This window comes from Alloscardovia venturai (assembly GCF_042676605.1).
GTDB classification, from domain to species: domain Bacteria; phylum Actinomycetota; class Actinomycetes; order Actinomycetales; family Bifidobacteriaceae; genus Alloscardovia; species Alloscardovia venturai.
The window spans coordinates 1-21,886 of record NZ_JBHTHQ010000021.1 but is presented as its reverse complement, the minus strand read 5'-3'; the positions used below and the strand labels follow the sequence as shown (position 1 = coordinate 21,886).

Genomic DNA, 21,886 nt, shown 5'->3' with positions numbered 1-21,886 from the left:
GCTTGGACTTTCAGACGTTTTTACTCGAGTATTTCTCGCCGTATGAGTACATATAAGTGCGTATAACCACTGATGCAGAAACCGCACTGAGACAAATGTTGTTATTGTGCAGGGTCGAGAATAATCTGCTCAACATATGGTGCCTTCATTGCGCGCACATACGGGAGAGAACTTTTGCGAGCAATAGGCCTGAACGCCTTCTCCCATCGCTTTGACAATGCAAAATCACGCAACTGATTCTGAATCTTTGCATGAAGACGATCATCACCAGCAGGAACCACGATTCCGTATGATATCGTTGAATCTTTAATCTCAGTCACACTAAATTTCTGTCCTGTCGCGGCATGTGTAAGTTGCTCTAGCGCGACAACATTTCCCACTATGACGTCTACCGTCGCTGTGGCCAACGCGGATAAACATTGCGAGTACGAATCTTGGACAAACATTTGCTTAGCTGTGCTTTCAAACGTAACAAGTTGCTGAGGCGTGAAATCGTCTTGAAGTTCGCCTTTGACAACGCATACACTTTTATCTTGTACTTGTGTCAGCTGCGTTGAATTCTGTAATTCCCTGACGTCACTTCCCTTATCATCCTCTGTGCCGCCACGAGTCATCAACCCCATATGCGACTTCATAAAAGGTCCTGCAAACTCGGTGGATCGTCCATTAGTATATTTTTGGGAATACATTGAAGCTCCGACGAGCATATCAATCTTGCCAGTGGCAAATAAATCATCCTGAGTAGAATCGTTTACGTCGACCCATTCAATTTGCCGTGACGAGTATCCCAAATCAAAAGCAACCGCACGCGCAACAGTACCTGAGAAACCACGCATAGCACCATTCCTGTAAGTGCTAAGTCCTGGCCTATCAAATGCTATCCCAATCTTAACCGTTGGACCGATTACGTCACTCAATTCCAAACCGCATGCAGCAACAGAAATAAGGATAACAGCGCTAAGAAACGCAACTATACCTCGACGGATAACCTTGCGCACCATGAAAAGCACATTCCCTCAACTTCTTACAATAACAATAAACTCTACTTAAAACGATTTGAACGTGTAAAAACCCATGCTGCGATGCCTGCGAGCGCAAGTGAAATCGCGATGATAATCCAAAAACCAAACGGAGAATCACTTAATGGCATCCCAAGCATTCCCCTTTGGAAATTCATGCCATACATGGAGAAAATCATAGTAGGTATCGCCATCACGAGAGAAATGATAGTGAAAGTCTTCATGACATTATTCACGTTATTCGACACAATCGTGCCAAACGCATCAGTCATTCCCTGGAGAACGGACTGATAGATGCTTGCCATTTCTATAGCCTGCTTATTTTCTGTGATAACGTCTTCAAGTAAGTCAGCATCATCCTCGTAATAGCGGAATCGCTGTAAATTCGTCAACTTTTCAAGTACAACTTCATTTGATTTCAATGACGTTGTAAAGTAGACCAACGACTTAGACAGCTCCATAAGCATCAAGATTTCGCGATTTGCCGTGGAATGCTGAAGACGCATTTCAAGTTTATCGCTCTCACGGTCAATAATGCGCAGGTAGCGCAGGTACATCGTAGCGTTTCGATACAACACTTGAAGGATAAAACGCGAACGCATGAAAGTGTTAAAACCGCGGATAGTTCCATCCATAAACGGTTGGAGGAGTAAAGAATCCTCCATGCACACAGTGATAATAAGCTCATCAGTAACGATAATGGACAACGGGATGGTCTCATACCAGTCACGTCCGCCACGCTCTTCCACTGTCGGGATATCCACGATAATCATCGTGTACCCATCTTCTACATCAACGCGAGAACGCTCTTCATCATCCAGTGGAGCTCGCAAATCAGCCAAATCAATCTTACATTTATCAGCAATGTCTGCTAATTCCGCATCTGTAGGATTTGTCAGGTTTACCCACGAGCCACGCTCAGGTTGTGTAATTTGTTCGGTGCGCCCGTTCACTGTGCTAAAAATTCGCATCATAGGCTCTCACCCCTCCCCGCAGACACACAACACCCCTGCTGCATGCGGTGAATGCTCTTCTCGTGGAGCTAACGGGATTCGAACCCGTGACCCCCTGCATGCCATGCAGATGCGCTACCAGCTGCGCCATAGCCCCAAACCCCACTCACTTTACACGAGATTACGCTGTGACGCAAACGCTCGCCACGCGCGTGTATCACTCGATTATCGGGCTAGCACTCGTGTCCTATCGGCGGTCATCCTATGCATTCGTACCAAAGGAATGCATAGGATGACCGCGTACACTACAACTGCGGATTGTCCCAATCTTGCGTGTAAGCCGCTACAGGACCATGCGCATACTCCACTAAGCGATAACGCTCACTGCCGTCTGTCATATCAAAAAGCATCATTCTCGCCCAGAACGCATTACGCACACTGACAACATCGACATAATCACTATGATGTTCGCTCCATCCCATCAATGTCTGAAGTGTCTGATTAATCCATGCTCCATGTGAAAATACGAAAAGCTCTGTATCAGAATCTACCGAATGAGCCCATTCATTTACTGCTTCAGCGCCGCGTTTCCCAACTTCAGATTTTGGCTCTGCACCGTGACTGAGCTCACCATCGCCAAAGTTGCGCCAGCTGTAATAATCTTCAGGCCAGCGTTCCTTCATCTGTGCTACCGGCATTCCTTCTAGCTCTCCAAAGCCCCGTTCCTTGACACGCTCATCCGTGTGAATTTCAAGACCTAAATCATCAGCAAACGCATGCGCGGTCTCTTGTGCACGAATCAGTGGCGAAGCAACAACGAGCTGTTTTGAGTTAGATGGCTCGACATAAAGTCTCTTGAGCTCCTGAGCGGTCTGATGAATTTGCCACCGACCAGCCGCGTCTAAAGGAATATCAATCTGCCCTTGTAAACGATGCTCTGCATTATACTGCGTACGACCGTGACGGACTAACGTGATGTACCGCGCATGATGAGCAAAACCTTCTGGGACAGTGATGTCATTGAGCGGTGCAGAATATACCATTTACTCTGCGCCTTCTTCACGTGTAACCAAATCTTCCTCATCTGTACTAGCTTCGCTATCATGCTGAGGCAGATTCAAATCAATGCGAGGACAATCTTTCCACAAGCGCTCAAGGTCATAGAAATCGCGGGAGTCCTGATCCATGACATGTACGACAATATCACCAAAATCGAGAAGAACCCACTGTCCTTCCTCGAGCCCCTCGCGAGTACGTGGATCCATATGACACTGAAGAGACATCTGTTTTTCAATCTCTTCTGCAATGGACAGCACGTGACGTGGTGACGTTCCCGTTGCTATGAGGAAAATATCAGTAAGTCCTAACGGCTCAGATACGTCAAAAGCGACAATGTCTTCGCCTTTCATCTCATCAGCACCACAAGCGGCGACACGTGCTGCTTCAATAGATTCTTTAAATGCTGTCATAGTGTTCCTCTCGTTTCTTTTCGCAAGGCTACTTTGCCGCCCACTACTCGTCGTTGCGTTCCCATTTTGGCTTCCAATTTTCCACCACATGTTGGGTATTCTCAGAATAGACCATTGCATCATCTGGGACGTTATGACGAATTACAGAACCAGAACCGGTAGTGACATGATCGCCCACACGTACAGGTGCAACGAACATATTTCCAGCCCCAACGTGGACATTCGAACCAATCTCCGTGCGATTCTTATGGACACCATCATAGTTTGCAGTAATAGTACCGCCACCGATATTGGTGTGATGAGCGATGTGTGCATCGCCGACATAGCTCAAATGCGGAACCTTTGTACCTTCATCGATGTGAGCATTCTTCATCTCCACAAAAGCGCCAGCCTTTGTTCCTTGAGCCAAATCATTTCCTGGACGCAGATAAGTCCACGGACCAATATTTGCTTCTTCACCGATATGCGTTTTCTCCACTCGAGAACGCTCTACGCGAGCACCGCGGTCAATTACAGCATCAATGAGTGTTGTATCGGGACCAATCACTGCTTCTGTTGCCACATGCGTCTCACCCTGAAGATACGATCCCGGCAAAATTACACAATCTGCTTCAAGGACAACATCATCTTCAATCCATGTCGCTTCCGGGTCCAAGATAGACACACCTTCGCGCATCCAATACTCGCAGATTTCGCGATTATATGCTTTTGCTAGCTTCGCAAGTTGTACTCTATCATTTACTCCCTCGACACGCAGAGGATTATCGACGACAGAAATTCCCACTTGAGATATCTCACGTGCATTTGACAACGCATCCGTTAAGTAAAACTCACCCTGTGCATTAGATGAATTCAAAGTCTCAATTGACTGCATCAGTACACGCGCATCGAAAGCATAGACAGATGTGTTAACTTCATTGACAGCAAGCTCTTCATCTGTACCGTCTTTTTGCTCTACGATGCGCACGAACCCTCCAGCCGAGTCACGAATGATGCGACCATAGCCAAACGGATTTTCAAGCTTACACGACAAAATCGTCGCGCCATTACCGCTCTTCTCATGCTCAGCGATAAGAGTGTTGAGCGTATCAGCATCAAGCATCGGCATATCGCCCGCTGCAATGACAATCGTACCGTCAAGGTCACCACGAGCTTTAAGCTCTTCTAATGCACACTGAACAGCTCGACCAGTACCTGGAATTTCGTCTTGATTAACAATTACGGCGTCGTTGTTATAACTTCGTGCCGCACTAGCTACCACCTCACCCTGATGACGGACGACCACAGCGATAGATTGCGGACAAGTAGCTTCCACTGCTCGCATGACACGCTGGAGAAAAGTCTTTCCTGCCAGAGAGTGCAACACCTTTGGCGTGGATGACTTCATACGAGTACCTTCACCTGCTGCAAGGATGATTGCTGCTGTAATGCTCATTTTGCTCTTCTCTTCTACTCTTCTACCTCGCCACTTTCAGCGACTGGAATTAGGTCTGCTATGGAATCCACGACATGACTTGGACGATATGGATACGCTTCAACCTGGTCTTTTGTCGTGACTCCCGTGAGCGTCAGAAATGTATGCAAGCCAGCCTCAACACCTGCGATGACATCGGTATCCATACGATCACCAATCATCGCTGTTGATGCAGAGTGAGCACCGAGACGGTTGAGCGCAGTGCGGAACATGATAGGGTTCGGCTTGCCGATAAAGTATGGCTCGCGCCCCGTTGCCTTAGTGATTAATGCTGCGACTGCACCAGTCGATGGCAAAATTCCTTGATCTGATGGACCTGCATTGTCTGGATTTGTGCAGATGAAGCGAGCACCACCGAGGATAAGTCGAATCGCAGTTGTGATTGCTTCAAACGAATAGGTACGAGTTTCACCGAGGATGACATAGTCAGGGTGACGGTCAGAGAGGATATAACCCGCCTCATGTAACGCAGTAGTTAAACCCGCCTCGCCTATGACATAGGCAGAACCTTGCGGAATTGTCTGAGAGACGAACTGCGCTGTCGCCTGTGCAGAAGTCCAAATATGGTCTTCTGGAATATCAATGCCTGAAAGCTTCAAACGAGCAGATAAATCACGCGGAGTATACATTGGATTGTTCGTTAGCACCAAGAATTTGCGTCCATTATCGCGTAAAGCCTGAATGAAATCTGCCGCTCCTGGTAGTGCTCGCTGCTCATGAACGAGTACCCCATCCATATCAGTAAGCCACGTATCAATTGTATGTACAGTCATGTTGCCCCTTTCCGAGACGTACTGTCCTTTTATCAAGAAAGCCGGTGACAGACTTGCTGAACACCGGCTCCCCTAAGCAGCTCCCCCACCTGGATTCGAACCAAGACTAAGGGTTCCAAAGACCCGTGTGCTGCCATTACACCATGGGGGAATTCTCTACAGACTGTACCACACCCTACGAACGAATGCAGCACAGCCGCGTCACATTTTTCTCTTAGCCGAGTTGGAACTCGCCGTGATGCGTTGGATAATTATTGAAAACATCAGCCATCGACGTGTCTTCGAAGACGGCCTTAATACCTGAAGCCAAAAGCGGCGCAATAGACAAGACAGTCAAATTTTCCCAGCGCTTTTCAGCTGGAATAGGCACAGTATCAGTAATAACGACCTCGCGCGCACCGCACGACTTCAAGCGTTCCACAGCAGGATCAGAAAATACACCATGCGTCGCCACGACCGTCACAGATTTCGCGCCGGCAGCCATAATGACGTGACATGCCTCGACGATAGTACCGCCAGTGTCAATCAAATCATCAACGAGGACACAATCCTTACCTTCCACGTCGCCGACTACACGATTTGCGACTGCGTGATTTGGACGAGTGATATCACGTGTCTTATGTACAAAGGACAATGGCGCGCCGCCAAGACGAAGAGCCCACTGCTCGGCGACCTTGATACGTCCAGCATCTGGAGATACCACAGCGACATTGCTTAAATCAAGCTGATCACGAACGTAATCTACAAGCACAGGCATTGCTTGCAAGTGGTCTACTGGACCATCGAAGAAACCTTGAGATTGTGCTGCATGCAAATCAACGGACATAATGCGATCTGCTCCAGCAGTACGCAACAAGTCAAAGACAAGACGTGAAGAAATCGGCTCACGACCTTGATGCTTCTTATCTTGACGAGAGTACGGCATCAAAGGGCACACAGCTGTAATGGAATTTGCAGAAGCACGCTTGAGAGCATCAATCATGATGAGATGCTCCATAATGTACTTATTTGTCGGTTGAGTAGCAGTCTGAAGCACAAAAACATCGGCTCCGCGAACAGACTGCGTATAGCGGACATACATTTCGCCATTTGCGAAGTCATACTGCGTAGTTTCGAGCACATCAACACCGAGCTCGCATGCCACATTCCGTGCCAACTTTGGATGAGAACGACCTGTAACCAAAATTAGATTTTTATCAGGCTTACCTTCGAGGACTGCACTCACAGCAACTCCAACCAATTAGTAGACAGTTATTGCTTTCATGGTAACCGTAAATCTTGACACATGAGTCTTAGGAGTTTTGCTCGTCAGCATGACTATATAAGCCATGTTTACTGATGTATTGTACGACTCCATCAGGCACGAGGTACCACACTGGTTCCCCTTCATAACTACGCCGCCGAATATCTGTAGAAGAGATAGCAAGAGCAGGAATTTCAATTACATCTACTGCCTTATCAGGCACTCCAAATTTCTGCGGATTCATCACATAGCCCGGACGCGTCACTCCAACAAAATGCGCTATATTCCACATTGCATCGGCATCCTTCCATTTCATAATTTCTGCCAACGCATCTGCACCTGTAATAAAGAAAAGATCAGCATCTGGGCGAAGAGCGCGTATATCACGTAAAGTGTCAATGGTATACGTAATGCCCGGGCGGTCGATATCTACACGTGACACGGAGAACTGCGGGTTAGCGGCTGTAGCAATAACCGTCATCAAGTAGCGGTCTTCCTCATTTGTGACATTCTTCCCCTGCTTAAAAACAGGTCGTCCTGTTGGGACAAAGATAACTTCGTCGAGGTCATACACCCATGCCACTTCAGAGGCAGCGACCAAATGTCCGTTGTGGATAGGATCAAAAGTTCCACCCATGATGCCGATGCGCGCACGCTCATGGAAATTTCCACGCGCAGATTTACGATGCGTGACTCGTATATGAGACGCGGGGACAATACTAGACATCGAACGAATTTCATTAATGGACACGTGTTTTCTCCTTCAGCGTATCCTCAGCTCCATCTGTCACGCTTTCTTTAGCATCGCTAGCAGTTACCTGCGCACTCGCAGCATGAGCAGCATTCTCCTCATCCCACTGCTGCTGTACGAAACGGCGAATCTCTGCATATGTGGGAAGAAGAAACTCCGGCTGATAAGACTTACGAACTTGAGCTACGTATTCCGAAATATGAATCAGTGTATCCGCCATAACGTTGACATCGTTATCACTCTCCGCCTGACGGAAAATATCAATGCGCTTCTCTACTTCAGCGATAAAACCTGCGACGTCTTCACGATTATCTGGATCATGAACATCTTCAGCATCCCCATCTGGCCAGCCAATAAGTACAGCATCACTATATTCGAGCGCACTGCGCTGAGCTACATTCGCAATACCGTCTTCAATAGCAACAACAAATACATAACGAACCGTGCTCAATCTCTCCGATGCTACCCTGAGCATCGTTCGTGGCGTAAGCTCCTCTGCTGCCAGCAAATCAGCACTATCTACACTGTTATACGTCATTATGCGCGCACCTGCCCTGTACCGTATCCTATCCAATGAGTCGTCGTCAGCTCTTCAAGCCCCATAGGACCACGAGCATGCATCTTTTGAGTTGAAATACCAAGCTCTGCACCAAAGCCAAACTGTCCTCCATCGGTGAAACGCGTGGATGCATTTACCATGATAACCGCGCTCTCGATAGAGCGTGTAAATGTCTCTATCGCAGAATAATCCTCACTGAGGATAGCTTCCGTATGCCCTGTAGAATGCCTATTAATATGGTCGATAGCGCACTGCTCGTCATCGACGACGGCTATCCCCATGATGTAGTCGAGATACTCTCTGTCCCAGTCCTCATCTGTTGCTCTATGACATGGTATTCCAGCAGAGTTAAGGATTACGAAAGCACGCTCATCGCATCGCAAGTTTACGTTTGCCTGCGTGAGAGCAGTTGCTACACGCGGTAAAAACTTTTCAGCGATATCTTTATGGACTAGAAGTTTCTCCGCAGCATTGCATACGCCAACTCGTTGAGTCTTAGCGTTAATAATAACAGGAATAGCTTTCTCTACGTTAGCACTTTTATCGACATAAATATGGACGTTCCCCGCACCGGTTTCAATGACAGGAACAGTAGCATTTTCGGCCACATACGAGATAAGTTGTGCACTGCCACGAGGTACCAGTAAATCAACATATCCGCGAGCGCGCATGAGTGCCTGTGCGCCTTCACGACCAAAATCATCGACTGTTTGGACCAGTGATTCATCTACTCCGCGCTCTTGCAGGACATCATGTACGATGCTCAACGTCGCCGCATTAGTACGCTGAGCTGCGTGCCCACCACGAACAATCACTGCATTGCCAGATTTTATGCACAGTGCGATGACGTCTAGAGTAACGTTTGGACGAGCTTCGTAAATCATACCGACTACACCCATCGGTACCCGCGACTGCACAAGCCTCATGCCGTTGTCCATATTCAGCCCACGCACAACTTTACCGATAGGGTCTGGAAGCGTAGCTATATGACGCATACCATCGAGACTGGAGCGGACTCTAGCACAGTCGAAGAGCAATCTATCCAGCAACCCTACTGCCATACCGTTTTCTTTAGCGTCTTTCATATCTATGGCGTTTGCATTTTCAATCTCTTGAGCGCGCGCATCAACGGCATCAGCTATAGCTCGCAGCAAGTCGTCTTTCATCTCAGTAGTCATATTTTTCAAAGCATGCTGAGCGTTTTGAGCCTTGCGAGCACGACTGCAGACCTCATCTAACACGGTATCTACTTCTTTATTGCGTATATCCACGTGTATATCCGTACTGTCCATCTTGAGATTCATACATCTCATTCTATGCACACGTACGCCTATTTCGACCATTCATATCTGTAAAATTGGACCTATCCGCTATGCGCGGAGTTATTATTTATCATCTCGTCACCGGAAGGTACATTGTGGAACTTTTTCATAGCACCCGCAGCACCGACGTCACTGTAACCGCTAAGCAGGCTATTCGCAAGGGTATTGCTGATGATGGTGGTTTATTCGTATCTGACGGTTTAGGTTCAGTTACTGTAGATGTCGACACCTTGGTGGGAAAAACTTACCAAGAAATTGCTCTGACTGTTTTAAGTGCTCTCCTGCCTGGCTTCTCAGAAGCTGAGCTAAAAGAATGTGTCGCTGGAGCTTATGGACAGCAGTGGAAAGATGAAACAATAACTCCTCTCAAAGAGCTCGGAGACGACTATATTCTTGAACTCTTTCATGGACCAACCTCCGCTTTCAAAGATGTAGCTCTTCAGATGCTCCCTCGTTTAATGGCGCACACAACGTCTGGAACAGATGCAGCTTCACCTACACAACGTGTCTTGATTTTGACGGCTACGTCTGGAGACACTGGCAAGGCCGCTCTTGAAGGTTTTGCTGGTGTAGACTCCACTGGTATCGTGGTCTTCTACCCAGCAGGTCAAGTTAGTGAAGTTCAGCGCTTACAAATGGTTACACAACAGGGGGCGAATGTAAGCGTCGTCGCAGTACGTGGTAATTTCGATGATGCTCAAAGCTCAGTGAAGAATATCTTTGGCGATACTTTGCTTGGTTTCGACATTGATGCTCAGTCGCATACACGTCTATCTTCTGCTAATTCGATTAACGTAGGACGTCTCGTTCCGCAGGTCGTCTATTATTTTGCAGCGTATGCGCAGCTTTTGGCATCTCAAGTTATCAATAACGGCGATGAAGTAGATTTCGTCGTGCCTACAGGAAACTTTGGAGACATACTCGCAGGCTACTACGCCATGCGCCTTGGGCTTCCTGTCGGTAAACTTGTAGTGGCGAGCGACAAGAACAACGTTCTCTATGACTTCCTTACCACGGGTATTTACGACCGTAATCGTGAATTCTTTACCACTATTTCTCCAAGTATGGATATTCTAATTTCCTCAAATCTAGAACGAATGCTCTACTACTTCAGTGATGGAGACACTGAGCTTATTTCTCGCCTTATGAGTGACTTAGCTTCAACTGGTCGCTATGAAGTACCGACCGAGATTATGTCTAAAATTCGCCAGGTCTTTGACTGCGGATGGGCTGACGAAGATCAAGTTCGTGAGGCAATTGCAGACTGTTGGGATCAAAATCATTACGTCATAGATCCGCATACCGCATGCGCTTATCATGTGCTCAACACTACTGAAGGCACGCCAATGGCTCCTCGCATTATTCTTTCTACGGCAAGCCCTTATAAATTCCCTCGAGCTGTCCTTGAAGCGTTGGGACAAAGTGCGCCTGCATCCGACTTTACTTGCATGGATGCTTTGCATGAGTTCAGCGATATGGAGATTCCTTCAAACCTACGCACGTTGGAAGGTATGGCTCCACGCTTTACGGGTGAAATTGATGTGGCTGACATGGCAGAGTATGTAAAGGATATGGCTACTCAATTTGCTCAATAAGACTACAATACGTACCTCCCCCCCCTATCTCTTTTACTTCTTAATGAGAAATAAAAGAGACTGACGTACATGTGGTAGTTAGTGAAAACATTCTTTCACTAACTACCACATGTACGATGAATTGCTCCGACTCAAACTGTTCAGCATTCACATTACAAAAAACTTAGCGTTAGGCTAGCTCCGGCATCTTCAAAGTGCACTCATCCAGTAGTTCTTGTGCATGCTGCAATGAAGTCTTTGACTGAGAACCAGAGAGCATTCGTGCTATCTCCGCAACTCGCGCTTCGCCATTGACTTCCGTAACAGTAGTGGTTGCTTGTGAAGCACTCTTCGTCTTTGATACTACAAATTGTTCGTCCGCCCATGCAGCCACCTGGGGCAAGTGCGTTACAACGATAATCTGAGCTCCCGCAGCAAGACGAGCGAGTCGCTTGCCAAGCTCAACAGCCGTGGCGCCACCCACGCCTGCGTCAATTTCATCAAATATAAGAGTCGGCACGTTTCCCCGCTGCTCTGATAATTCCATTTGATCTATGCGTACACGTTTCTTTTCAAACGCAACAAGTTCTAGAGCTAACATCAAACGACTTAATTCACCGCCTGATGCACTTTTCCCCAACGAAAGTCGCGGAGCACCTGGGAACGGAACAAATTCAAAGACAATATCATCCGCACCATGCACATCCAACTCTGAACTTTCAGACACGCTGACATAGAGGGCAGAACCTTCCATAGCCAAGGATTTAAGCTCTTTATTGACATTCGCGCTCAGCTCCTCCGCTGCTACAACACGCGTCCGTGTTAACTCCTTAGCAGCTTTACGCACAATTTCCATTGCCTGCGTGAGTTCGACTTCAAGCTCATGAATCCGCTCAGGAGAGGCGTCCAAATCTTCCAACTCAAACTGCGCCTTTTCCTTCCACTCAAGCACATCTTTGAGAGTTGGGCCCCATCGTTTTGTAAGCTCACTTAAATCATGAATTCGCTCGTTAATCTTGTCTAAATCGTTCGGATTAACGTCTTCATTGCTACTCTGACTGAGCATATAGACAATGTCTTGTACCTCATCACGTAAGGTCTCGAGACGTGACATAATCTCCGACATCTGCTCAATATGGCTTACAGCATGCAGTTCATGGATAGCGCGGGTTAGAAGTTCACTCACACTTGCTTCATCGTTATCATTCTCACTTGTATCTAATGCTCGCAAAGCTGCTGCTTGGGCTATAGCAATTTCTGTCGCATTCTCGATATAATCGCGTTGCGATTTGAGCTCATCATCTTCACCTTCATGCGGATGGATAGCTTCTATGCGCGAGATAGCATCTTTAAGATAATCAATCTGTGCTATAGCTTGAGACTGCGTAGACTTGAGCTGGTCAATCTTTTCTTTCAACGTGCTGTAGTTTTCGAAAGCCTTACGATAAGTATCTCTTTGTGTGTCATTCGCGGCAAAATCATCTAGAAAGTCACGTTGCCGAGATATATTCGCGATTTTTAATTGTTCTGACTGCCCGTGAATAGTCACGAGTTTGCTCGCAATAGACGTTAAAACCGTACGAGGTACTGTTTGCCCGTTTAGCACTGCACGAGATCGTCCCTTCTGAGGAACAGTTCTGTTGATAAAAAGCTGATCATCTACACATTCTGCACCTGCGTTTTGTGCTAGCTCTTTAATATCATCGCTACCTGAAACACCGAATATCGCTTGGACTCTCGCTTGGTCAGAGTTCGCGCTTACACGTTGAGATTGTGCCTGTGCTCCAGAAATGAGCTCAATCGCATTAAGCAGCATAGACTTGCCAGCACCCGTTTCTCCCGTAATAGCATTCATACCTGGATGTGGCATGATACGAGCCTGACTGATAGGGCCAAGGTTCCTGATTTCAAGTTCTTCAAGCATCAGAGTGTATACCCCTTCTTCTGAGAAGCCGTCTCACGCCACCCTTTTACAGGTAAATCAAATTTACGAACTAATCTTTCCGTAAATGGAGCTCCGGAAAGCCGTGCAAGTCTCAGTACGCTTGATGACTGTCGGATATTTACGTGCGAGCCTTTCGGGACGATACACTGACGACGCCCATCGCAGCAAATCCAGCCTTCACAACTTGAAGCTTCCAGCACAGAAACGTCAAAGGTCGATGTGGAACCAATAATCATCGGCCGAGCAAACAGTGCATGTGCCGCTATAGGAGTAAGTTGTAATGCTTCAACATTTGGCCATATCACAGGTCCACCGGCAGAAAATGCATAAGCAGTCGATCCTGTCGGAGTGGAGACAATAACTCCGTCGCACCCGAAGGAGCTCGTTGCTACACCATCAACCTTAATTCCCACTTCGACCATGCGAGAGCGATCTTCATGCTCTAAGATGACGTCATTTAATGCCCAATCACAAAAACTCGTCGTACTTCCCGGCAGATAGAGTTCTACAGCCGCAATCATGCGTTCCTCTATGGAGTAATCTCGTGCAGCAATTTTTTCCATTGCATCTGAAAGTTCAAAACTCTCAAATTCAGCAAGAAAACCGATATGCCCCGTGTTAATCCCGATAATGGGCACATGCGTACCCTTGACAAGCTCAGCTGCACGCAAAATCGTGCCATCGCCACCAAGGACTATAACGATTTCTACATCATCACTTACCGGTTTAGCATGCTCTCCAAATGTCTGCGTATCAGGAATGTCATCGCGCACTTGGACAGCAAATCCAAGATTTGTCAGCTGTGACAACGCCTGATCTACTACAGATGTATGCTCACGCAACGCTGCATGAGTGACTACTACTGCCCTACGATTGCCTGTCTGATTCATGTGAACACTCCCGTCAGTGACCACTATTTTATCGCGTACACGAAATTACAAGCCTATAGGCGAGTTATCCACAATAGATATTCTTGATTGCCATGAGTCCCCGTAATCGCCGATGGTATGACTCCACGTACATCGAAGCTATAGTGTTTAGCGCAAGAAGTGACTGTACTAATCGCCTCTTGTCTATGCTCTTCCTTGCTTACAATGCCCCCCTTACCGAGCTTTGCTCGCCCCACTTCAAATTGCGGCTTAATCAGTAAAACACCATGCGCCCCCGGCTTTGTAATTCTCGCAATTACGGGGATAACGTATGTCAGAGAGATAAAAGACACATCTGACACCGTGATTTCGGGCGAAAAGGGAAGAGTTTCAAGGTTAACGTCACGTATATTTGTACCGCTCATCTCAATTACTCGCGTGTCTCGAGCAATACGTTGGTCAAGCTGGTTATGTCCTACGTCAAGTGCGATAACTTTTCGTGCTCCTTTGTCGAGAAGTACCTGGGTGAATCCGCCTGTTGATGCACCGATATCTAAGCAGCATGTGTCTTCGGGCAGCGGGAAACCTTGTGGAATGAAAAGGTCTAAAGCATTGAGTAGCTTAATGGCTCCGCGTGAAACGTAATGTCTAGCAGAATGAGCATCTTCTATCACACTAATTTCGTCCGTCGCATTTACCTTTAAGGATGCTTTTACCCTGTCTAATTTCCCATTGACTACGACCGCTCTTGAATCAATGAGCTGATGTGCTCGTGAGCGCGTGGAAACAAGACCTCGGCTGACGAGTTCCTTATCAAGCCGTTGTACCATGCTACTCTACCTGCTCATTTAATTCATTCTGCAAGTCTGATAACACATGAGTGTAGTGCTCGATAATAGTATCGAAGTCAGTATCTTCAGAGAAATCATGTGGCATAGTAGACATAGAACTTTCTAAGACAGTCTCTGCGCAAATTCGGGGATGGCAAGTTCTTCAGCACTCCCCACTCGATGCTGATCAACTGCCTCCCACGCAGCACTCGCCGCAGCACGTAATGCGTGAAGACTAGAGATTGGCTCAGTAGCTGATTGATCATTAATACTGACACGAAGCGCAGCATCTTCAACCCACGCCTGGGCGTTCTCACATACAAACACGTTATCGTTATGCACTACTTCAGGTTGCTTCTGGGACAGCCCTAATAAATCTGCACAAATATATGTAGGGCGAAGAATTGGCTTAGCCTGAATAATCTGCTGTGCATTGGCTACACCTGTCAAAACTACAGCACTGTCATATCCACCACGATTTGCAGCTTCGATATCAGTATCTAATCGATCCCCCACCGGTAAGCAATCATGGGTCTCAACCATGTCCTCGGTTGGACTAAAAAGTTTGCGTGCTTGATGATACATAGCAGCTTCAGGTTTGCCTGCAGAGGCAATTGGCTCGTGACCTGTTGTCGCAATGACCGAAAGCTGAAGCGCACCATTTCCTGGAGCGATGCCTTGCTCGCGAGGAATTGTCATGTCGCGATTTGTCACAAAATATTGCGCACCGTTTTCTATAGCGTAGGATGCTTGAGCAAGGATAGACCAACTAATTTCAGGGAACCACGATTGAATAACAACATCCGGTTTCTCATCGGCACTATCGACAATAACAAGACCAACATTTTCCAGTTCAGTCTTCAAATGGTCTTTGCCGACGACGAGTACCTTGGAACCCGGTGTAAGCCGTTCACGTAGCATCGCTGCACTTACCATCGCTGATGTAATGACATCACTGCCGCTCGCAGTCACGCCAAAACTAGAAATTTGCTGAGCTACAGTATCAGGATAGCGTGATGGATTATTTGTCGTATACGCGATGCGCATGCCTAACTGAGCTGCCTGAGAGATACCATTAGCAGCATTCTCTACAGGGTTAGCACCGCGATACACTACCCCATCTAAATCCAGCAATGCCAGCATATATGCTTCAGCAAGGGGTTTATCGCTTCCCTTAATGCATGTTGGGTATGAATTCACGATGCCTACCTCACTTAAAATTAGTCTGTGTCTTCCTCGGAAACTTCAGGCTCTTGATTGTCAATCTCAATACCTAAATCACGAAGCATATCTTCGTCGACGACTTCAAGATCATTATCGACAAAAGTATCTTCAGTATCGAGCTCGTCAACGTCTGCATACTGATTTTCGAGGTGGTCGAGCAAACCGTTAAGCTTATCAGCTTCATCCTGGCGTCCAGCAAGTTCTAGGAAGTTCTGTTCAGCTTGCACAGCGCGCATACGATATGCACCACCGACACCTTGCGCATGTGCAATAGTATGAACAACCTCTATCGCTTTATCAAAAAGATCAAGGTCAGCCAACGCACCGGCATATACCAAAAAGAGTTCCGCTTTCGCCTCACCTTGAAGATGTTTAGCATCGTCAGATAATGCTATATCTACCGCCTTTTGAGGATTCCCTAAACCTCGCTCACAGTCTGCCATGAATGGCAAATAATCACCATAACCATTCATACGGTGTGCAGTGCGGAATTCGCGCAATGCAAGTTTGTAGTCTCCCTGTCGGTACGCGATAAATGCTAATGTCTCGCGAGAAACATCGACGCGCGAAGCCTGCCGTGCTACCCATTTAGCATGCTCCATAGCCGCATCCGGATCATCTTCTTCAAGAGCATAAGCCGCGAGCATGTGCAACCCAATGTTTTCAGCATGTTCTTTGGAAAGCCCACGAAGACGCTCTTTCTCATCCTTGGAGAGCATCGACCATTCAAGCCCCTTCGGCATTTTTGGCTCATCTGGACGACGGTCGGTATACGGGTTCTGAGACGGGAAACTTAATGTACCATCCGAATTCTTGCGTGGATTGTCATAATTTGCAGAAGCGAAGCGACCTTGGTGATTTCCGCGCTCATTACTAAAGCTACGGCGATTTCCACGACCGTCGGTACGGTCTCTAAAGTTATTATCGTGTCCGCCTCTGTCAGTTTGATTATTACGTCTCGTATTACGCTCATTTGATTTGTTATAGCGAGGATTGCTGGTACGCTCGCCACGATCAAAACGACGTTCTTCACCACCATCACGACGGCGATCAGAATTAAAGCGGCGGTTACTCTTACGATTACCGCTATGCTCAAAATGACGGTTTCCACGAGCTACTCCACTTTCTTCATGACCGCTGCGACCTCCACGACGAGAGCCGCCACGATTGCTACCGCCAAACTTACTGCCACGGTTTCCACCAAAACGACGCCCACCATTGGAATTACCGCTAGAGCGGCGACCAGAATGATTATCTGCCATTATTATTTAGCCTCCACTGCACCGAGTGCCTTCTTGCCTCGACGTACGAGAGCAAAACGATTAAAGAGGAAATCTTCGCTGCTAAGCACAGCTTCAGCGTCCTCAACGCGCTGATTATTTACATATACGCCGCCGCCTTTGATGGTCTTACGCGCTTCCGAGATGGATTTAAACAGACCACATGCTACACCCGCTTCTACGACACGAGCACCGACTTCTACCGTCGCGAAGACTTTCTCGCCGTCAGCCCCATCAACTTTCACTCCCTCAAGAGCAGATTCAAGGGTTTCCTCGTCAAGATCTGTCAATTCACCTCGACCAAAAAGAGCAGCAGAAGCATCGATAGCACCCTGAGCAGCTTTGTCTCCATGAACAAACGAAGTCACTTCCCACGCGAGAGTGCGCTGTGCTTCACGAGCACCAGGGTTAACTTCTACTTCGCCTTCTAAACGTTCAATTTCTTCCTTTGGGAGGAAGGTAAAGAATTTCAAGAGTTTGATAACTTCACTATCCGGCTGATTAAACCAGAACTGGTAGAACTTATATGGGCTGAACATCGTCGGATCGAGCCAAATCGCGCCACCCTCAGACTTGCCGAACTTCTTACCGTTGGAGTCAGTAATGATTGGACTTGTCATCACATGAACAGAAACACCACGAACCTTACGAATAAGATCGAGACCGGAAACCAAATTCCCCCACTGGTCAGCACCACCGGTCTCAAGAGTGACGCCAAATTCATCGTAGAGATGTAGGTAATCATTTCCCTGAAGTACCTGATAACTGAATTCAGTAAACGAAATACCCTCGTCAGAATTCAAACGACGCGCAACAGTATCCTTTGCTAGCATTGTGCCAAGACGGAAATTTTTTCCTACATCACGAAGAAAATCAATTGCGCTCATTTGAGCTGTCCAGTCATAGTTAGACACAAAACGCACAGGGTTATCACCCGATGTCTCTAAGAATCGAGATATCTGAGCACGCAAGCGGTCAGTCCATTGCGCGACAATCTCCTTAGAGTTTAGCGTGCGCTCTCCACTCTGCCGAGGATCGCCAATCAGCCCTGTGGCTCCTCCTACTAACGCTATAGGGTGATGACCAGCGGCCTGCAGGTGTCGCATGAGGATAACCTGGACAAGGTTACCGATATGGATAGAGGCAGCGGTAGGGTCAAACCCTGTGTAAAAAGTAATAGGGTTTCCATTCAGAGCTTTTGCAAGCTCCTCGCGATCGGTGGACTGATTGATAAGTCCGCGCCATTCGAGTTCCTCAAGGACGGTACCAAACCCCGCTTCCTTGTAGTTCCTCACCTGTGTCATGGAAATCCTCCCAAGTGATGAATTCACACTGTTTCGTTGTAAAATGTACAGTCCAGTTTCGCATGTGAGTGAGACTTTTGCACTTTAGACTTTCACATGATACGGGTAAAGGAAACATCTATAAGTGCAAGAGTTTTATACTGGTTAGTAACTTCTGATACACGAAAATCAAAGGAGATAATCATGCGAGTCGAAGATATCAAGACCGTCGCTGCAATTGGGGCGGGGACTATGGGACATTCGATTGCTATGGAATTTGCTGTCCACGGCTATAATGTTCATCTCATTGATATGAGTGAAGATGCTCTTTCGCACGGACTTGACATGATTCGTCATGATGCAGTAGAGCTTTCTGAGCATCATCTCATTGCAGGTCAAAACATAGATGATATCTTGGCACGAATAACAACTTTTACCAGCATATCGAACGGAGTCCACGATGTGCAGTATGTCACCGAATCGGTAGCGGAAAAGCTCGAGATTAAGCAATCTATTTGGAAACAGGTTGAAGAAAACGCTCCTCAAGATGCAATTTTTACCACGAACACTTCCGGACTTTCCCCCAGTGCCATCGCCGAGGTATTAAAAACCCCACACAGATTCGTTGTGGCGCACTACTGGAATCCAGCGCATCTCATGCCACTCGTAGAAGTTGTCCCTTCAAGGAGCACCTCGCAAGATACAGTTGATACGACTGTTGCCTTCCTTCGCACTGTTGGTAAGAAAGCATATCCTCTCAAAAGAGAGTGTCTTGGTTTTGTAGGTAACCGCATTCAGATGGCAGTCATCCGGGAGGCACTCAATATCGTTTCACGCGATATCGCAACTGCTGAAGATGTCGATAATATTATTAAGTATTCCTTAGGACGCCGTTGGAGTATTTTAGGGCCGATTATCAGTGCAGATTTAGGTGGTCTTGATATCTTTGAGAGTGTCAGCGAATATCTTTTACAAGACGCAGATAACTCAACAACGCCGAACCAGCTCCTCGCCGAAAAAGTACGTAGAGGAGAGCTAGGAAATAAAACTGGTCGCGGATTTTATGATTGGAATGGAGACGAAGGTATACAGACTGTAGCACATCGTGATGAACAGCTCATGAAATTCCTTGAGCGTGATGTTACAACAGAATAGTAATTTGCTGTATCCTGCCGATATAAACATATACGTGGGGGGGTGAAACGAAGTAAGTTTCGCCCCCGCATAATTTTTCCTCGAAAAATTTTACTTTTCGAATTTAGAAGTCTTTTCTTCACTCGATAGGACGTTTCCATATGCAATTTTGGCATTCACAATGACATCGTCGCATCCCTTTTCGCTTGCAATTAATGCGCACTGGCGTAGTGCATCCATGCACTCTTCGTATGTACCTTCAATCACAGTTTCAAAAGGTGTCACGCGTGCTTGCGGAAATCGATCTTGAAGGTAGTAGATTACACGATCAATATCTGGTATATAATCGCTAACTTTCATCGGCAAGACTTGAATAGCGATACTACAGTTGTTCATTTTTGTCCTTTCTTTTTTTGGGGGGGATTCTCGTGTAAGAGTTTAAAAGCTACCTGGAGCCTTATACGCACTTCCATCGCTAGAAGACTGAGCAAAATCTTGCAGAGAATTTACTGTTTTTTCAGCGAAGGCAATCTGCTCTTTCACACGTTCATATGCAGTCCCGCCCTTGCCGAGACGAGAATTTACTGAGCCAAGCGTAGAAAGAACAGTACGCACTTCTGGAGCAACATCTGCAGATAAGAAGTTGGAGAAGACAGACTTAAAGTCACTATCGCTCAAGTCCCATAGTTCTATTCCACGCTCTTCAGCTAACCTTACGCATTCACCCGAGAGCTCATGTGCATAGCGGAACGGAACCTTTTGCTTCACAAGCCATTCAGCAATATCCGTTGCCAACGCAAAACCAGTTGGTGCTTGGGATTCCATTCGATTGAAGTCAAATTCCATCGTCTCAATCATTCCAGTAAACGCAGGAAGCACTACGCACAAAGTGTCTACTTGGTCGAATACAGCTTCCTTATCCTCCTGCAAATCACGTGCATAAGCAGTCGGCAAGCCCTTAAGTGTGACCATTAAACCTGTCATATCACCTATCAACCGACCCGCCTTACCTCGGGCAAGCTCAGCGATATCAGGGTTTTTCTTCTGTGGCATAATGGATGAGCCTGTTGAATATGCATCATCCAAACGAACAAAGGCAAATTCCTGCGTATTCCAAATAATAATTTCTTCACTTAAACGAGAAATATCCACGCCAAGCATCGCTGCAATGAAAGAGAACTCTGCTACAAGGTCACGCGAAGCAGTTCCATCAATGGAATTCTCAGTAACTGTACTAAAGCCTAGCTCGTGTGCAACTGCTTCGGGATCAAGACCAAGAGTATTCCCGGCTAACGCCCCAGAACCATACGGAGAAGCATTGCACCGATTATCCCAATCAATTAAACGTTCCACATCACGTAAAAGAGGCCAAACATGAGCCATAAGCTGATGCGATACGAGAACTGGCTGAGCATGCTGCATATGTGTGCGTCCCGGCATAACAGCATATCCAGCGCTCTTTGATTTTTTGATAAGGGCTTGTGCAAGCGCCAGGACTTCACGACTAATGAAACGTGCCTGTCTGCGTAGCCACATACGAATAAGGGTAGCTATCTGATCGTTACGTGAGCGTCCTGCACGAAGTTTCCCTCCCAGCTCGTCTCCTGCGATGGCAAGAAGACCACGCTCGAGCGCAGTTGCCTCATCTTCATCAGATTCAATAGGTGTAAAATCCCCTGAATCCACTCTGCGTTGAAGCTCATCTAAAGCAAGCTCCATACTATTGAGTTCATCTAAGGTCAAGTGTCCCGCTCGATTCAAGGCACGTGCATGAGCACGGGAACCTGCAATATCGTCATCTGCTAAGCGCCAATCAAACTGAGTTGATTTGCTCAGCTTTGCCAGCGTATCGGATGGACCAGATGCAAAGCGTCCACCCCATAATGCAATACCTTCAGTTTCTTGCGCAGTCATCGTCTTTAACTCCATGCCAATGGGAAATAATATTATTTTGATTATACAGAGACATCTCCACAGAGTTTGTAACTATGACCTTTAATATATCAATCTGTGAATTTTGTGTTTTGTGTGTGAAGGTATGATAAGCCGAAAACCCGGAAAGGACCAGGCCTGGCAAGCATACAAGGGTCAAACGCTAAACCAAGAAGAAACCGGGCTTATAGGACAAAATGTGTTGCTGGCTAGTTAGTAATAAAAATCTTGTCGGTGCTCGCTCTTGTGGAA

20 protein-coding genes and 2 tRNA genes are annotated in these 21,886 nt (G+C 46.9%); 2 read left to right on the top strand and 20 right to left on the bottom strand.

Features of this window, described 5'->3' with window-relative positions:
- Positions 1–101: 101 nt before the first annotated feature.
- The 12 genes from ACFQY8_RS03485 to ACFQY8_RS03430 all read right to left on the bottom strand — a co-directional run bounded on the left by ACFQY8_RS03485 (position 102) and on the right by ACFQY8_RS03430 (position 9,533).
- Entirely contained in the window at positions 102–1,001 is a 900-nt protein-coding gene (locus ACFQY8_RS03485) for a transporter substrate-binding domain-containing protein (protein ID WP_377938520.1), read from the bottom strand.
- A gap of 41 nt (positions 1,002–1,042) precedes the next feature.
- Positions 1,043–1,993, bottom strand: coding sequence for a magnesium transporter CorA family protein (locus ACFQY8_RS03480; protein ID WP_377938519.1), 951 nt, complete (start codon positions 1,991–1,993; stop codon positions 1,043–1,045).
- Positions 1,994–2,056: 63 nt separating this feature from the next.
- Positions 2,057–2,129: transfer RNA gene (locus tag ACFQY8_RS03475), tRNA-Ala, on the bottom strand.
- 148 nt (positions 2,130–2,277) lie between these two features.
- The gene (locus ACFQY8_RS03470) at positions 2,278–3,015 is read right to left on the bottom strand and encodes a histidine phosphatase family protein (RefSeq protein WP_377938518.1); all 738 of its coding nucleotides are present in this window, start codon (positions 3,013–3,015) and stop codon (positions 2,278–2,280) included.
- Entirely contained in the window at positions 3,016–3,441 is a 426-nt protein-coding gene (rsfS, locus tag ACFQY8_RS03465; protein WP_377938517.1) for a ribosome silencing factor, read from the bottom strand. It abuts the gene before it with no gap.
- Between the two features lie 43 nt (positions 3,442–3,484).
- Positions 3,485–4,876, bottom strand: coding sequence for a bifunctional UDP-N-acetylglucosamine diphosphorylase/glucosamine-1-phosphate N-acetyltransferase GlmU (gene glmU / locus ACFQY8_RS03460; protein WP_377938516.1), 1,392 nt, complete (start codon positions 4,874–4,876; stop codon positions 3,485–3,487).
- Between the two features lie 14 nt (positions 4,877–4,890).
- The gene (locus ACFQY8_RS03455; RefSeq protein WP_377938515.1) at positions 4,891–5,688 is read right to left on the bottom strand and encodes an HAD-IIA family hydrolase; all 798 of its coding nucleotides are present in this window, start codon (positions 5,686–5,688) and stop codon (positions 4,891–4,893) included.
- An 80-nt stretch (positions 5,689–5,768) separates the two neighbouring features.
- Positions 5,769–5,839 (bottom strand) — tRNA-Gln (locus ACFQY8_RS03450).
- A 63-nt stretch (positions 5,840–5,902) separates the two neighbouring features.
- Entirely contained in the window at positions 5,903–6,913 is a 1,011-nt protein-coding gene (locus tag ACFQY8_RS03445) for a ribose-phosphate diphosphokinase (RefSeq protein WP_377939184.1), read from the bottom strand.
- 67 nt (positions 6,914–6,980) lie between these two features.
- On the bottom strand, positions 6,981–7,658 hold the full coding sequence (gene nadD, locus ACFQY8_RS03440; protein WP_377939183.1) for a nicotinate-nucleotide adenylyltransferase: 678 nt from the start codon (positions 7,656–7,658) through the stop codon (positions 6,981–6,983).
- A 13-nt stretch (positions 7,659–7,671) separates the two neighbouring features.
- Positions 7,672–8,220 (bottom strand): hypothetical protein, encoded by a 549-nt coding sequence (locus tag ACFQY8_RS03435; protein WP_377938514.1) that lies wholly within the window; start codon positions 8,218–8,220, stop codon positions 7,672–7,674.
- Positions 8,220–9,533, bottom strand: coding sequence for a glutamate-5-semialdehyde dehydrogenase (locus ACFQY8_RS03430; RefSeq protein WP_377939182.1), 1,314 nt, complete (start codon positions 9,531–9,533; stop codon positions 8,220–8,222). Before ACFQY8_RS03430 ends, ACFQY8_RS03435 begins: the two co-directional genes overlap by 1 nt.
- Before the next feature lie 125 nt (positions 9,534–9,658).
- On the opposite strand from ACFQY8_RS03430, the gene thrC reads away from it, so the two are divergent.
- Complete coding sequence (gene thrC / locus ACFQY8_RS03425; protein WP_377938513.1) at positions 9,659–11,158, top strand: threonine synthase; 1,500 nt, start codon at positions 9,659–9,661, stop codon at positions 11,156–11,158.
- Positions 11,159–11,327: 169 nt separating this feature from the next.
- Here the strand turns inward: thrC and recN are convergent, their stop codons facing one another.
- From recN to tyrS, 6 genes are all read right to left on the bottom strand, one after another.
- Positions 11,328–13,061, bottom strand: a complete 1,734-nt coding sequence (gene recN, locus ACFQY8_RS03420; RefSeq protein WP_377938512.1) for a DNA repair protein RecN — start codon at positions 13,059–13,061, stop codon at positions 11,328–11,330.
- Positions 13,061–13,972, bottom strand: a complete 912-nt coding sequence (locus ACFQY8_RS03415) for an NAD kinase (protein WP_377938511.1) — start codon at positions 13,970–13,972, stop codon at positions 13,061–13,063. The genes recN and ACFQY8_RS03415 overlap by 1 nt, the downstream gene beginning before the upstream one ends.
- 53 nt (positions 13,973–14,025) lie before the next feature.
- Positions 14,026–14,781, bottom strand: coding sequence for a TlyA family RNA methyltransferase (locus ACFQY8_RS03410; RefSeq protein WP_377938510.1), 756 nt, complete (start codon positions 14,779–14,781; stop codon positions 14,026–14,028).
- A gap of 123 nt (positions 14,782–14,904) precedes the next feature.
- Complete coding sequence (locus ACFQY8_RS03405) at positions 14,905–15,924, bottom strand: HAD-IIA family hydrolase (protein ID WP_377939181.1); 1,020 nt, start codon at positions 15,922–15,924, stop codon at positions 14,905–14,907.
- 77 nt (positions 15,925–16,001) lie between these two features.
- A complete protein-coding gene (locus tag ACFQY8_RS03400) occupies positions 16,002–17,267 on the bottom strand; it encodes a hypothetical protein (RefSeq protein ID WP_377938509.1) in 1,266 nt (421 codons plus the stop codon).
- A gap of 2 nt (positions 17,268–17,269) precedes the next feature.
- A complete protein-coding gene (tyrS, locus tag ACFQY8_RS03395) occupies positions 17,270–18,589 on the bottom strand; it encodes a tyrosine--tRNA ligase (protein WP_377938508.1) in 1,320 nt (439 codons plus the stop codon).
- A gap of 183 nt (positions 18,590–18,772) precedes the next feature.
- On the opposite strand from tyrS, the gene ACFQY8_RS03390 reads away from it, so the two are divergent.
- Positions 18,773–19,723, top strand: a complete 951-nt coding sequence (locus tag ACFQY8_RS03390) for a 3-hydroxyacyl-CoA dehydrogenase family protein (RefSeq protein WP_377938507.1) — start codon at positions 18,773–18,775, stop codon at positions 19,721–19,723.
- A gap of 90 nt (positions 19,724–19,813) precedes the next feature.
- On the opposite strand, the gene ACFQY8_RS03385 is transcribed toward ACFQY8_RS03390, so the two are convergent.
- Positions 19,814–20,098 (bottom strand): thiamine-binding protein, encoded by a 285-nt coding sequence (locus ACFQY8_RS03385; protein WP_377938506.1) that lies wholly within the window; start codon positions 20,096–20,098, stop codon positions 19,814–19,816.
- A 42-nt stretch (positions 20,099–20,140) separates the two neighbouring features.
- Positions 20,141–21,616, bottom strand: a complete 1,476-nt coding sequence (argH, locus tag ACFQY8_RS03380; RefSeq protein WP_377938505.1) for an argininosuccinate lyase — start codon at positions 21,614–21,616, stop codon at positions 20,141–20,143.
- Between the last annotated feature and the right edge of the window lie 270 nt (positions 21,617–21,886).